Origin of the sequence: Salegentibacter agarivorans, assembly GCF_900113135.1 — a bacterium.
In the GTDB taxonomy this organism is placed as follows: domain Bacteria; phylum Bacteroidota; class Bacteroidia; order Flavobacteriales; family Flavobacteriaceae; genus Salegentibacter; species Salegentibacter agarivorans.
The window spans coordinates 231,941-247,172 of record NZ_FOOH01000001.1; the positions used below are offsets into that span (position 1 = coordinate 231,941).

The following is a 15,232-nucleotide window of genomic DNA, read 5'->3' on the forward strand; positions in this document are numbered from 1 at the left end:
TCTCGTGTAAAATGAAAATATTCAATGACCAGCGAATAGTATTAACCTTAGATGCTGGAGGTACAAATTTTGTTTTCTCTGCCCTACAAGGTGGTAAGCCTATAACTGATTTATTAACCTTACCTTCTTATTCTAACGATTTAAAAAGATGTCTTAATACAATCATCACCGGATTCGAAAAAATTAATGAAGCCATATATCCTGAAAAAGCGGTAGCCATAAGTTTTGCTTTTCCCGGTCCTGCTGCTTATAAAAAAGGAGTTATTATAAATCCGCCAAATTTTCCAGGCTTTAAGAATAGTGTTGCGTTAGGGCCTTTCTTAGAAGATTATTTTAATCTACCTACTTTTATTAATAACGATGGAGACTTATTTACCTATGGAGAAAGTATTGGTGGTTTTCTAACAGAGGTTAATAAGGGTTTTAGAGATTTTGAAATCAATAAAAAGTTTAAAAACCTTATTGGTATTACCCTGGGCACTGGTTTTGGAGGTGGTATTGTAATTAATAATCAAATTTGCGAAGGCGATAACTCGGCTGGAGGGGAGGTCTGGTTAATGCGCAATTTATTAGAGCCCGAAATCATAGCAGAAGAAAGTGTTAGTGTACGAGGAATTCAACATTATTATAAAAATCTCTCGGGCGAAAGCGAGGAACGCAGTCCGAAGGAGATCTTTGAAATAGCAATTGGAAATGAAAATGGAAATAAAAAAGCTGCAATAACGGCTTATGATAATATGGCCCAGGTGGCGGCTGAAGCATTAGCAAATATAATAACCTTAATAGACGGTGCAGTGGTGATTGGCGGAGGGATGTCTGGTTCTTCTGAATTATTACTTCCTCAAATCTTAAAACATTTAAATGGCGAAATTAAAACTCGTAAAGGAGAAAAGTTGAATCGAATAGTATCCCGGGCTTTTTCTTTTGAAGAGAAGGAAAGCAAAAACGAATTTTATCGCAGAGCAACAAAAAAAGTAAAGATTCCATTTTCTTCCCGTGAAGTAGAATTTATGGCGAACAAAGGAATTCCAATAGGGATTTCCCGCTTGGGAACAAGTAAAGCAATTATGCTTGGCGCCTACGCCATAGCTTTAAATCAAGTTGAAAATTTTACCCTAACTACAAAGAAGTAGAGGGATAAATTATATAATAAAAATAGTAATTAACAATCAATTAAACTTTGATTTTTACCTGAATATCTTTAACGGGGAAGCATTTATAAACTTAGACGGATAATGAAATTGAAAAAAACGATAATATTTCTCGGTATTTTAATTGGTTTTCAGGGATTTGCACAATCTCCGGAAGAAAAAGCCATAAAGGATACCTTATTCTGAAGAATTTTTACTGCGGGATCCTACCCGTGTAATAGCGGTAGCATATAACCCCGGAACTAATTCATATAGTGAAGTTTCCAACATTAGTCTGGATATACCCAAGAAGGATTGGAAAGTATTGAATGAAAATGATGATGCAGAAAAAATTATTGATGCCGATGAAAATTCAGTATGGACAAAACAAGGGAAACTTCCGCAGGAGGTAATAGTAGACCTCGGTAAAACCTATAATTTAAAAGGATTTACTTATTTACCCCAACAAAGTAGATGGCTACAAGGTGTAATTGCAGATTATGAATTTATGCTTAGCGAAAACGGAAAACAATGGCAGAAGGTTAGTGAGGGTGAATTTTCAAATATTAAAAATAACCCTATAGAACAGCTTATTGAATTTAAAACGACAAAGGCACGATATTTTAAATTCGTAGGGAAACGAAGTGCTGATGATACGGAAGTTTTTGGAATTGCTGAAATAGGAGTAATTACAGAATGATAAGATTGTCAAGCAGAAGTATTAGGACAATAAAAATGGGAATTAGCAGGTTTACAACCTGAGGCTGCTCAATTATTTTATTCTTTAATTGATATACTGGTCTATAATCTACACTTGATGTTTCTGAAGTAGGCGATTCCAAAGTTAATTATAACTATTGGGTACAATGCAATTTCAATAATGCATAAGCTGTGTTAGAAGAATCTTCAAATCCTTTAATTTAGCTAAAAAATTGGAGAATATCTTCTCCGTAAGGTACCTATAACACCCAAATCTGGAGTTGAAAATTTCATATTTCAATAGATTATGTATTAAACAGTTATTTATAAGATTACATTTCTCTTAACTTTTAAGTACCAAATAATTGGAAGAAATTGAGAGATAGATCAGCGAAAAGACTCTAAAACTCTGGCTTTTTTCACTAACTTTCTCCCTCAGAAAAACCTTCTATTAGTAAATTATGAAGAGATTCTTCATTTTTGTATTCATTGTGTGGAGTGTTTGCACTTTTGGACAGGACAAACACCCTGATTCTTTGTGGCTTTTAAAAACTGGTAGTTCTAATCCTTTATCTGATTTACAAAAAGGATATAATACATTTTACTTTGATGCTGTCTCGGAATTAAAAAATAATGAAGACGGTTTTAATCAACTTTTGAGTACACAGCGCCAGGTTCTTTTACTGTATAATCGCCACAGAGAAAAACTACAGGATTTTTTAGACGATTCTCTCAAAATTTTTACAAAACCGCCAGGTTCTTCTAAAGAAAATGAAATTATTGGAATTGAAACAAATCAACTAAATTATATTCCTTTTGTAAGCGATTCATTATCCGAGATTGAGGTTTGCAAAGAATTTAATCTAATTTCCGTTGATAGTTTAAAAAGTAAAAAAGAAATTGATTTTTTTCTTGAAGAACTACTTTTCAGCAAAGGAGTGGTTCCCGATATTATTTCTTCACCTTTTATCAAAGATATTGAGTATTTAAAAAAAGAATTTTATAAGAAGCCAATATATAAAGCTAGGATTACTTATAATAATGAAGAATTAAACAAAGTTGGTTGGAAAGAATTCCCCCATCTGGAAACTTGTGGTGTTTTTAGGACCAGTGCTTCTACCTTATCACCCCAAAAAAGGGGATTTATGTTCTCTCCTGATATCTATAATTTTACCGATGAAAACAGAAGAATTTCAGGACCAAAAACATTTCGGGCCATAAAATATGAGATAGAGGAAAAGTTAAGGTATTCCCTGCCCCTGGATGGACAAGTGGCTAATTTAGCCAATAAGGATGATAAAAGCACCGCTACTGATGTTGAGTTTGAAAAAGATACATTTAGAGATAAACGCGTCAGTATTTTTAACGGTTCCTCGAGTTATATAGACATTAGGAGTAGACCGGAGGATAGGCTGGAAGAAATAAGTATTAGCGCCTGGATAAAACCAGATGAGGTAGATGGAAGTTTTAGTTTAATTGGAAAGGGGGAAGCTTTCTCAGCAAAAATTTATGATGGTAGGTTACAATTTACTACTACTGGAATTAAAGATCATACTACCTCAAAAGCTGTAATCAAAAAAGGAGAGTGGAGCCATGTGGCCTTCGTATATGTGCCCACACAAAAACTCCATGTATATGTAAATGGGAGCTTGGTAGAGGAAATTGCTGCCTCGGATATTCGGCAGACCGATCATGCCTTACTTATAGGAACAAATCTCTGGGGTCAATACTATTCCGGGCTAATGAGTGATTTAAAAATATGGGATAGAGCATTAAGTGATGATGAAATCAAAAGTGTTTATTTGAAAAAAACGGGTAGCGATCAGCATTCTTTTTTTACCAATAATTGGTTGTATTTATCGGGTCTTTTTTTGATTTTAATCATCCCCGCATTCTTTATTTTCCGAAGAAAGCCAACAGTAAAACCAGAAACCCAGATCCCGGAGGAAAAACCCCTGGCTCCAGTTCAGCAAAATATCAAACTAAACAGCATTAACTTATTAAATGGGTTTAAGGTGTGGAATAAAAAGGGAGAAGATATTACATCAAAATTACCTCCAAAACGGAGAGAATTATTAATCTTGATTTTACTATTTACGCTACGCGATGGTGGGATCACTTCAAAAAAGCTAAGCGATATCCTGTGGCCGGGTTTTCCATCTGAAAACAAAAAAAATAATAGAAGTACTCAAATAAAAGAATTGAGAAAAACCCTGGAAAAGCAGCTTGATGCTGAAATTTTATTTGAAGATAAAAAATGGAAATTTCAATTTTCAGAACCAGGTAAAGTAGACGTTTTTATCTTAAATAATGTACTACCTGATTTTTGGTCATCAGAAAAGGAAATTCATTCTGAGATTCATGCTATTGAATTTGCCAGAATTGTTTCTAAAGGACCTTTACTTCCCCAGGTAGAGGTAGAATGGCTGGATGCTATTAAAGCAGAATATAATTCCAGGGTATTAGACCTGTTAACTCCGTTCCTGGAAAACGAAGTTTTAGATAATTCGAGAAAGATTGAAGTTATTGAAGCTATTCTGGTGGTAGATCCTTTATTTGAACCTGCAGTTAGGAAAAAAGTTTCCTGTTTATTACAACAGGAAAAATACGGTTCCGCAAAGAAGACCGTTGAAAACTATAAAAAACTTTACGAAACTTATTATAATGAGACTATTGACCCGGAATTTATGAAATTAGTTAAATAAATCAGAAATTTTCGGGCTTATTACCCCTTTTATTACCCTTAATATTACGTCTTCCCCGGTTAGATTTACGCAGTTAAAAAAATAAATCTATCTAATAACTATGGAGAATAATAGACGTTCTTTTATTAAAAAATTGGGAGTAGCAGGAGCCACTGCTGCCATTATCCCTTCAAGCTTTGCTTCCGAAACGAAACCGGTAAATTTACTTAACCGGCAAACTAAATTTACTGGTAACAAAACCTTAAATATCGCCTTAATAGGTGCCGGGGGAATGGGAGTGGCAGATACTACTACTGCTTTAAGCCATGACAATATTAATTTACTTGCCGTTTGTGATTTATACGATGCCAGGTTGGAAGAATCAAAACAGCGTTGGGGAAACAGCTTGTTTGTTACCAAAGATTATAAGGAAATTTTAAAACGCAGTGATATTGACGCAGTTATTATAGGAACTCCAGATTTCTGGCATAAAAAAATGAGTGTTGACGCCTTAAATGCAGGTAAACATGTGTATTGTGAGAAACCGATGGTACACAGCGTAGAGGAAGGTAACGAAATAATAAAAGCCTGGAAGAAATCCGGTAAAATTTATATGGTAGGTAGCCAAGGGATGTCTTCTCTAGGCAATGAAAAGGCTAAAGAATTATTGGCGGCAGGCGCAATAGGAACTTTAAATTATGCCGAAGGTTTCTGGGCTCGTAATTCCGCATTTGGGGCCTGGCAATATCCTATTCCAGATGATGCTTCTACTCAAACCGTAGATTGGGAGAAATATATCTCCATCAGTGAAGATCGGCCTTTCGACCCTTTACGCTTTTTTAGATGGCGTAACTATTTAGACTATGGAACAGGAATGGCGGGTGATTTGTTTGTGCATTTATTTTCCAGCCTGCATTTTATCACGAACTCTTATGGACCTAACAAAATTGCAGCCACTGGAGGTTTACGTCATTGGGATGATGGACGGGAAGTTCCGGACGTACTTTTAGGAATGTTTGATTATCCCGATACTAAACAACATCCGGCTTTTAACCTTTCCCTGCGTTGTAATTTCGTAGACGGCACCAGTGGTAGTACGTTCTTAAAACTGGTAGGAAGTAAAGGATCTATGGATATAGCCTGGGATAGTCTAACCTTAAAACGCAATGCTGGTGGTGAAAGCGATGATCCATTTTTAGCAGAAAAAGCTAAAGAAGAATCTGGAAGACCAGACCGCAAAAAATTGGTTCCACCACTGGAAACCATTTATAAAGCGCAAAACGGTTATAAAGGAGCGCATTACGATCATTTTGCTAATTTCTTTACCGCAATTCGAGAGAATGGTTCCGTAGCTGAAGACCCTGTTTTCGGATTTCGCGCGGCAGCTCCGGCTTTGCTTTGTAATGAAAGTTATAAAAAGAACGAATTTATAGATTGGGATCCTGAAAATATGAAACTAGGCTAATCCTTAAGTTTATATAACACTTCAATCTAAAATATTTCAGATGAAAAAGATAATAGTATACACGTTTTTGGCAGTTTCCACCATTGCCTGTAAAAATTCAGATAAAAAACAGGAAGCAATTGAAACCAATAACCAAGATCAGGAAAATACAGTCCAGACTCAACAAGAAGAGGGAGACTGGCAATATTTATTTAACGGTAGTAGCCTTGAAGGCTGGCGAGGTTACGGTGAAGAAGAGATGCCACCAGGTTGGATCATAGAAGATAATGTATTAACCTATAAAACTGACCTTGGAAAAGAAGAAGATTATACCGGAGGCCGGGATATTATCTATGGTGCTGAAGAGTTTGATAATTTTGAGCTTTCCCTGGAATGGAAACTTCCGGAAGGGGGGAATAGCGGGATTTTTTACCACGTAAAAGAAGGGTATGAAAACCCATCAAAAGTAGCTCCTGAATATCAGCTTATAGATGATGAAAATTATGAAAATATCCATGATCTTACCGGTTATAATGAGAGTCTTGGTCACACTGAAAATCTTTCAGAATTAAAGCCATTAAACAAAACAGCTGCCGATTATGCGATGTACGCTCCCGATTCTGAAAAGAAAAAATTAAATCCGGTTGGAGAGTGGAATACCAGTAAGATTGTATATACCCCAGAGAGGGTTGAACATTGGCTTAATGGGGAAATGGTAGTGTCATTCAATCCTAAATCTGAAGACTGGCAAGAGAAAAGAGATTCAGGTAAATGGAAAGGCAGTCCCGATTATGCAAAGTTTAAGTCTGGTTATATCGGTTTGCAGGACCACGCCAGCCCCATCTGGTTTAGAAATATTAAAATTAAAAGATTATAAATTCAATTATCCTAAAAATTAGATAAACGGATAATTATATTAAAAAATATAAAATGAAAAAAAATAGTTTAGTTGCGATCTTATTGAGTATTGCATTTATGGGTTGTCAATCTGGAAAAGATCTTTTTAACGGAAAAGATCTGGAAGGATGGAAAATACATGGTACTGAGAAATGGTATGTAGAAGATGGATTGTTGATCTCAGAAAGCGGTCCCGATAAAGCATATGGATATCTTGCCTCTAAAGAAAATTACAAAGATTTTGAATTGAATTTAGAATTTAAACAAGAAGCGGACGGGAATAGTGGAGTATTTATAAGGTCTGAAATTGAAGGCACCAAGATAGCTGGTTGGCAGGTAGAAGTGGCACCACCAAATCTTCATACAGGTGGGATCTATGAATCTTATGGACGTGGTTGGTTGATTAAACCAGCCCCAGAAAAAGAAGATGCACTTAAGTATGGAGAATGGAATAAATTAAAGATAAGAGTAAAAGGCAACCAGGTAACCAGTTGGTTAAACGGCGTGGAAATGGTTGATTTTTCTGATGAAAAAATAGGAGCTGCTACCGGTAAAATCGCTTTGCAAATTCACGATGGGGGAGGGATTAAAGTGTACTGGAGAAATATTAAACTTAAACAAATTTAATTCAGAAGTAATTTAAAGATTTCAATTACAGTAATATATAAAGTTAAGTAGTTTTTTCAATAATGTGTTTTAGTTTGAAAGCCGTCTTCAATTTTTGAAAGACGGCTTTTTTTAAATATGCGATAATCTTAATTAATAAATAGACTGATTTTTGGGACAGGGTAATTGATTTGGTTAATAGATAAATTTAGGAGAAAACCGGGAAGAAAAAATTGATTAAATGAATAGTGAAAAGAAAATAAAAGCCGAATGTCTCCAAAAAAAAAGAGGCTGGTTGAATTAACAACCAGCCAGTCTTTGAATTAACACCTATGAAAATTCAAAATAAAACCTATTTCGTGATGGAGTATATTGAATATCCATTCGCCGGAGCTTCAATTATTGCCATTCCGTTTTCATCGGAGGTAGGGGTGTATGTTGTGTTACCACTATAATCAATTAAGGTAACGTTATTCCAATTAGTTTGAACGTTTCTACGTTTTGTAGAATTTCCGGTGCTAATATATAGAATTAATCCGGGGTTTTCAGCATTCCCTTCCCTTTTCATTACATATTCGTTATTATCTACATGAAGTACTTCTACATCACCAAGTGCCAGACTATTATGAATCTCGATTAACTGCTTAATTTCTTCGTTGAAAGCTTCATTTTCGTAATCTGAGTAGAAAATTGTAGGATATCCGTCGTGTGTTAGAATATAGGCATAAGCTTTCATTTTATTCTCTGCAGCGATGCGATTGTCTTCATTTTCGTCTTTTTCGGTGTCATGATTCGCTACAAAAGTCACAGCTTTGTCAGGATTAACCTTACGAAGTGTATTTCCGTCTAAATAATTTAGGTCGTCAAAACGATCAAAAGCTTCTTCCATTTTATAGAAGGCAGCAAAATCGAAAGCTGAAACTCCAGTGGCGTCAACCCAGTCTACCAGAACATCTGCATTTCCGTCAAAATTCTCTCCAACAGCAAATCCGCCAACTTCGTTCATCCAATCTTCAATCACCCAGGTTCCAAAACCTTTTACGTAATCAAATCGCCAGCCGTCAAAACCCATTTCATTTTTGTAATATTTTGCGACAGAATTTTCATTCTTCCAAAACCAGTCCTGTACATAAGGAACATCGTGATCTACATCCTGTTCAGAAAAGAAAAGATCTCCCTCATCACTTTGGCTTACATCGTTTGGATGAAAATGTTCGTAGTTTCTATTGAACATCCCTGAAGCGTTTCCATTTTCTTCGTTGAATAGGGTATAGGTATCCTTTTCGCGATATGGATTGTATTCCAGGCCGCCGCCCGAATTATGGTTTAAAACGATATCTGCAATCACCTCTAAGCCCAGCTCATGAGATTTAGAGATAAGATTTTCCAGCTCTTCGCGAGTCCCAAAACGTGTAGGAACAGTCCCGTGTTGATCGTATTCTCCAAAATCGAAATAATCTGAAGGGTCATAGCCCATAGAGTAACCGCCAGACTGACCTTTGGTAGCTACGGGAAGCCATATTCTATCTATCCCGGTATCTGCCCAGCCTTCAACTTTATCTGAAAGGTTATTCCACCATTCAAAGCGTGGTTCTACATCCCAGTAAAAAGTTTGCATCATTACTTTTTGCCCGCTGGAATATTGGGAAAGGTCTAAGGCTTCAGGATCATTAGGGGTTTCTTCCGGTTCTTTGCCACCGGTAATATCATCTGTTTCATCAACAACTTCATCGTCATCTTTAGAACAGCCAGATACCACTAAAAGCAAGCTGAAAAGAAAAGGGAATAAAAATTTAGTTTTTTTCATAATTAATAAGAATTAAAAAGGGCTGCACGCGGCAGCCCTTTTAGTTAATTAAGTCTTTTACTCTTCCCCTTGTGGGATAAAGATATATCGACCATCCAGTGTGTTAAACCACACATCGTAAGTTCCTGCGATCACTGGAATATTTGGTCCAGCTACTGTAGTTTCCCCGCTAACTGGAGTTGCTCCACCCCAATCTAGATCCCATGCGTCATCTGCTCTAAACTTCGCTTCACCATCAGTTAATTCAATTCCTTCGATATACCAGATATGAGGGTTGAATTCAGACTGAGTCATATCAGTATCATCATCCCACGCACCAGGAGTGGCATCGCCAATTATCCCGATGTTTGTTTGAACTTCGGCTGCACTTTCATCTATTTCTTCCCAGGTGTAAGTCATTTCATCAACATTCACCATTAGAGAATAATAGGCATCATCTTCTACCGGGAATGCATTAGGATCATTACCTAAGATATCACTGTTAGTAAGTTCACCATTAGAAAGTCCCCATTGTGGTTGCCACGCTGTAGTTTGTAAAAATTTGAAACCTTCTATATCTCCTCCTCCGGCAAATCTTCCTTCAAAGTAATAGATATTTTCATTTTCACCATCTCTAAACAAAGGAGTGTTGTTGTTTGCAGGATCCCAACCGGCTGCGGTGGCATCTCCTACAAGATAAAGTTCCATTTTAGGTGCTTCACCTTCTTCTTCGGCTTCTGGTAGCTCTACATTAAGGCCAATAGTTTCAGAAAATTCTTCTAAAGCATTTCCTTCACCGTCACCGGCAAATGCACGTACTTTAAAGTAAACGCTGCCAGTATTTGGCGCTTCGGTTTCAGGATCGTTATCAAGACCTGCATCTTCAGCAAGATCTCTCATTTGGCCAATGCTTACACCAAGATTATTATTATCTGTACTTCCTATTACCATAAAGTCTCCAAAAGCTTCATCTGCAGAGCCCTGAAGCTCATAGGTAATAGTAGTAGGTGCATTAAAATCTACTTCGTTCCAAACAAATCTTTCGGCAAGATTGTCTGGATTTCCCGATGGTAACACATAGGTGTTTTGAAATGAATTGCTAAACTGAATTCCTTCCGGGTCTGGTTGGGCAACGAATACAATATCATCGTCTTGTGTACACGCGCTAAAGCTTAGTAGCGCGATAAATGCTAAAAATAAAATTGAAAATTTCTTCATTTTAATTCTTTTATAAAATTAATATCCTGGATTCTGTTCTAAATTGGTGTTAACTCCTAAGTCTGAAGCTGGTATAGGCATTAGGTTTCTGTAACCTTGTGTAGTTGCTCCCTGTGGAACATCTCCTTTCCATGGCCAAATTCCATTTTCAGTAAATTGGTTAAACCTTATAAGATCTGTTCTTCTGTGTGCTTCCCAGTATAATTCACGGGCGCGCTCATCTAATATAAAATTTAAGCTTAGATCTGATGCGCCAACCTGGTCTGCATCAACTCGTTCCCTCAATTCGTTTACATAATCTAAAGCAGCCGCCTGGCTACCACCACCGCCTCTAAGGTGGGCTTCAGCATACATTAAATATGCATCTGCAAGTCTAAACATTGGGAAATCTGTATCAGGGAATTCCCCGGTATCATCAGATCCCCATTCGCCATCTACGGTAACATTTTTGAACTTGGTAATGGCAAAGCCATCATTAAAGCTGGAAATTTCATCTATCTCTTTAGTTTGTCCTTCTGTAAAGAAAAGTGCTCTTTCATCTTCAGAATCTGCTCCATTTGGAAATTTATCTACCAGGGCAGCGGTGGTTCTTAAACCGGCCCAACCACTACTTACTCCAAAGTCTGCAGGATCCATATCGCCACCTACAGCAGCGTGAATAATAAATGCCATACCGCCATAAGACCTGGTTTGCTGCCCATCAAAAGTAATAGGGAAGATCACTTCAGATTGTGCTCCATTGGAATCATTATCTGCCAGGAATAATTTTTGGTAATCATCTGCTAAACTATAGTTTGCGTTAATTACTCTTTCCGAATAATCTAAAGCTTCAGTATAATGAGCCTCACCGGTATAAATTTCAGCATTTAGATAAAGTTTAGAAAGCAGCATCCAAACTGCAGCCTGATCGGCACGCCCGTATTCATTAGAATTAGCGCTTACAATTTCGCTTTCTATGGCTAAAAGTTCACTTTCTACAAAATCGTATAATTCTGGTCTTTGAATTTGCTGCGGAAGAAAAGCTCCTACAGGGTCTTCTTCGGTCACAAAAGGAACATTACCAAATAAATCTAAAGCGTGATAATAATGAAGTGCTCTTAGGAACCTTGCTTCAGCACGGTAAATGGCTATATTTTCTCTTTCTTCAGCTGCAATGCCTCTAGACTCTAAAAGTTCTGGAGTGCTTTGTCTTAAAAATTCATTAGTAAGAGAAACCTGGTACAAAATCCTTGAGTACATAGTTCTAATAAACTCGTTTCCTGCAGTCCAGTTTTGGGCGTGCAAGTCCTGGATTGTACCATCGTTCCAGCCAATTACAGCTTCATCTGTAGTAAGTTCCTGCATAGACCAGTATAATCTAAGATACTGAGAGAAACCTTCGTCAAGACCAATAAGGTCTGGATCTCCGGCTGGACCTTCCTGGCCACTAACCGCAAGACCGGCATAAAGTTTAGCCAAAAACTGTTTGTAAGATGCTGGATCTTCAAATGTAGTTTCGGCCGTGAGCCTGTTATCTTCAGGCTGCAAATCTAAATCGTCTTCACAAGACCAGAGGAAACCGGCACTTATAAATAAGATTAAGAATGGTTTTAGTGTTTTTAACATAACTAATTTATTATATATTTTTTCTTAAAATGAAAGATTTAAACCAAGTACAATGGTGGTAGATCTTGGATAAAAATTGTTGTCTATACCGTTAGCAATTTCTGGATCTAAACCTTCATAATCGGTTATAGTCCATACATTGGTTGCGGTTAGTGAAGTTCTAATATCAAGGTCTTCTCCCGGGAATAAATATCCTACAGAAATGTTGTCTAGCTTCACAAAATCAGCCTTTTGAATATAATAGTCTGAAAAGAACTGGTTATTGTTAAAGTTGCTTTCTAAAACATTGCTATTAAAGTTTGAATAGTAAGGCTGCGGGGTAACTGTACCTGCGCCTACAAATCCGTTACTTGACTGGGTGTTGTTGTACATGTAATTTCCGAAGTTACCTCTAAAGGTAAAGCTGAAATCAAGGTTTTTATACCTCATAGTATTTGTTAATCCCATAAAGTAATCTGGTGTGGCTTTTTTATAAGCAACCCTGTCTTCTTCTGTAATTTCGTTATCCCCGTTCACATCTACATAAGCACCTTCTATTGGTTGCCCATTTTCATTATAAACCTGGCGGAAAACATTAAAGGTAGTAGGGTCAAAGCCTTCTTTCCATAGCTGGATGTTGTTACCAACACCACCGCTAATTTCTCCTTGTGGAATTTGGAAATTCGGGTTGTCACCCAGGGTTAAATTGGTGATTTCTAAATCCTGGAAAGTTAAATTGTAATTTAAATCCCAGTTGAAATCTTCTTGCTGAATAATTGCACCATTAATTCCAAATTCAAGTCCTTTACTTACCGTGCTACCTACGTTGGTAACTAAAAGGTCGGTAAGGTTAGCACCTGCCGGTACCGGTACTGTGGCTAAAAGATCTTCAGTTTCACGGTAATAAGCTTCTATGGTACCAGAGATCCTGTTATTAAAGAACCCGTAATCTATACCAACATTATAGGTTTGTAATTCTTCCCATTTCAGGTCAGAATCGTAAGCTTCAGGACGTAAAGTGTTATAGAATTGATTGCCAAACTGGTATCGCGCTCCACCTACACTTGGGTTATAAGTTCCGAAGTAACCATAATTAGGTCCAATTTCCTGGTTACCGGTTACCCCGTATCCTGCACGAAGTTTTAATTGGTTCAATACATTAGAATCTGCAAGGAAGTTTTCGTTATGTAATTTCCAACCTACAGATAATGCAGGGAAAATACTCCATTTATTGTCTCCTCCAAATCTTGAAGAACCATCTCTACGCACGCTACCAGAAACCAAATATTTATTGGCAATATCAAAACTGGCACGACCAAAGTAAGATTCCAATGCATTTCGATTTATATCTCTTGGGAAATCCTGAATATCGTTAGAAACTGTTTCAGTTGTTTGGCTGGTAATAAAGAATTCCTGGTAAGAATGTCCTGCAGTTAAATCAATTTCAGTATCCAGAAAATCTATATCATTTTTATAATTGAAATAGAAATCCAGAAGTGTATTTCTGTTGAAACCACCATAATCTTCAAAATAAGGAATATCCTGGTTGTTTGCAGCAGAAGTTAATGGTCTTCTATTATAACCATCATTCTCTGAATAATCAAAACCTGCATTTACATTAAATTTCAATTCCGGAAGGAAATGGAATTTATATTCTGCATTCAGGTTGGTGATATTTCTTTTAGTAACTCCACGGCCATCTAATTGCTCTAAAAGTGCTAATGGGTTACGTGTAGCCTGGATTTGTTGTTGTTCAGGTGAAAGTGTGTGCTCATAATATCCATCAAAGTAACTTCCCTCATTATAAACCGGTTGGGTAGGGTCAAAGCCTACGGCTGAGCCAATAGCACCCTGATCTGCAAAACGGTTTTCATCTACAATTCCTTTAGAAGTTAAGGATAATTTTAGGTGATTATCAAATAAATCCTGGTTAAGCGCAATATTAAGAGCGTTTCTTTCATAAACATCGGTTTTTAAAACTCCTGTTTGTGAAGTGTGGTTGTAATTTATACGGTAAGTGAAATTTTCAAATCCCTGTGTTGCCGTAAAGTTGTGAATAGCTCCTACAGCGGTTTGGTAAATTTGATCCTGCCAATCGGTATTAGCATCTCCCAATAAAGAAGGGTCTGTTCCCGGGGTTTCGTTTATTAAAGTACGAAATTGATCGGCATTCAATACATCTACCTTATCTATAATCCTTCCGGCAGATACTTTAAGATCGTAAGATAAAGCCAACGGAGATTCTTTTTTACCAGTTTTGGTGGTGATTAAGATTACCCCGTTAGAAGCCCTGGAACCATAAATAGAAGTTGCAGCAGCATCTTTTAAAATTACAAAATCTTCAATTTCATTTGGGTTAATGGAGTTTAACTGGTTTCTAACACCCTGAACTCCTCTTTGGTCTAATGGCACACCATCTACTACAATAAGTGGGGAGTTGTTACCCGATAAGGAAGAACCACCACGAATTCTAATTTCAGAACCACCACCTGGTTCACCGCTTCCGGGAGTAATTCTAACCCCGGCCGATTTACCTGATATTAATTGTTCTGGTGAAACTACTGCTCCCTGGTTAAAGCTTTCAGCAGAAATCTTTTCTACAGATCCTGTTGCATCCTGTTCAGATGTGCTACCGTATCCAATAAGAACTACCTCTTCTAAAGTAGCCTGATCTTCGTCTAACTGAACATCTAAAGTTGCCTGTCCTTCATAAGGAATTTCCTGACTGGCAAAACCAAGAAAAGAAAAGACAAGAATATCGTCTTCACTTACGTTTTGAATGGTATAATTACCATCAAAATCTGTGACTGCACCATTAGTTGTTCCTTTTACAATAACGTTTGCGCCGGGAATTGGAAGGCCGGTTGCGCTTTCGCTAACAACGCCACTCACAGTCTCCTGCGCAAAAAAGCTCATTGGTAGCATTAAGAGCAACATCAACGTGCTTTTAAATAGTGTTTTCATAAATTATTTTATTGATTTTTACTAAAAATTATGCTTATATTTTTACTTCCTGAGGTTAAAAGTATGTAAACAGAATGTAAAGAAATAGGCATTCCCTTACCAGTATTTTGCGCAAACGTTTGAGTGTTGAAAACTTTTGATTTTTGCGGGTATAGCGTAATTTTTATGGTATTTTTACGACATCTTAAAAATTATCCCTGAGTTATTTTTAAATAATAGA

10 protein-coding genes are annotated in these 15,232 nt (G+C 36.9%); 6 read left to right on the forward strand and 4 right to left on the reverse strand.

Translation table 11 applies throughout. The features are described 5' to 3' along the window. Positions 1-11 precede the first annotated feature (11 nt). The 6 genes from BM084_RS00975 to BM084_RS01000 all read left to right on the forward strand — a co-directional run bounded on the left by BM084_RS00975 (position 12) and on the right by BM084_RS01000 (position 7,481). On the forward strand, positions 12-1,133 hold the full coding sequence (locus BM084_RS00975) for an ROK family protein (protein ID WP_093302124.1): 1,122 nt from the start codon (positions 12-14) through the stop codon (positions 1,131-1,133). Positions 1,134-1,455: 322 nt separating this feature from the next. Then, a complete protein-coding gene (locus tag BM084_RS00980) occupies positions 1,456-1,830 on the forward strand; it encodes a discoidin domain-containing protein (RefSeq protein ID WP_177195635.1) in 375 nt (124 codons plus the stop codon). A 460-nt stretch (positions 1,831-2,290) separates the two neighbouring features. Further along, positions 2,291-4,534 carry a LamG domain-containing protein gene (locus tag BM084_RS00985; RefSeq protein ID WP_093302129.1) on the forward strand — a complete coding sequence of 748 codons (2,244 nt, stop codon included), beginning with the start codon at positions 2,291-2,293 and terminating at the stop codon, positions 4,532-4,534. Positions 4,535-4,634: 100 nt separating this feature from the next. Beyond that, on the forward strand, positions 4,635-5,978 hold the full coding sequence (locus BM084_RS00990) for a Gfo/Idh/MocA family protein (RefSeq protein WP_093302131.1): 1,344 nt from the start codon (positions 4,635-4,637) through the stop codon (positions 5,976-5,978). 40 nt (positions 5,979-6,018) lie between these two features. Next, positions 6,019-6,834 carry a 3-keto-disaccharide hydrolase gene (locus BM084_RS00995; protein ID WP_093302134.1) on the forward strand — a complete coding sequence of 272 codons (816 nt, stop codon included), beginning with the start codon at positions 6,019-6,021 and terminating at the stop codon, positions 6,832-6,834. A gap of 53 nt (positions 6,835-6,887) precedes the next feature. After that, positions 6,888-7,481, forward strand: a complete 594-nt coding sequence (locus BM084_RS01000) for a 3-keto-disaccharide hydrolase (protein WP_075326364.1) — start codon at positions 6,888-6,890, stop codon at positions 7,479-7,481. A 331-nt stretch (positions 7,482-7,812) separates the two neighbouring features. On the opposite strand, the gene BM084_RS01005 is transcribed toward BM084_RS01000, so the two are convergent. From BM084_RS01005 to BM084_RS01020, 4 genes are read right to left on the reverse strand one after another with little or no spacing between them, the layout of a single operon-like run. Further along, positions 7,813-9,267: an alpha-amylase gene (locus tag BM084_RS01005; RefSeq protein WP_093302136.1), complete on the reverse strand. Its 1,455-nt coding sequence runs from the start codon at positions 9,265-9,267 to the stop codon at positions 7,813-7,815. Between the two features lie 57 nt (positions 9,268-9,324). After that, positions 9,325-10,464 carry a SusE domain-containing protein gene (locus tag BM084_RS01010; protein WP_093302142.1) on the reverse strand — a complete coding sequence of 380 codons (1,140 nt, stop codon included), beginning with the start codon at positions 10,462-10,464 and terminating at the stop codon, positions 9,325-9,327. 18 nt (positions 10,465-10,482) lie between these two features. After that, a complete protein-coding gene (locus BM084_RS01015; RefSeq protein WP_075326374.1) occupies positions 10,483-12,069 on the reverse strand; it encodes a RagB/SusD family nutrient uptake outer membrane protein in 1,587 nt (528 codons plus the stop codon). 24 nt (positions 12,070-12,093) lie between these two features. Next, on the reverse strand, positions 12,094-15,012 hold the full coding sequence (locus BM084_RS01020; RefSeq protein ID WP_093302145.1) for a SusC/RagA family TonB-linked outer membrane protein: 2,919 nt from the start codon (positions 15,010-15,012) through the stop codon (positions 12,094-12,096). Between the last annotated feature and the right edge of the window lie 220 nt (positions 15,013-15,232).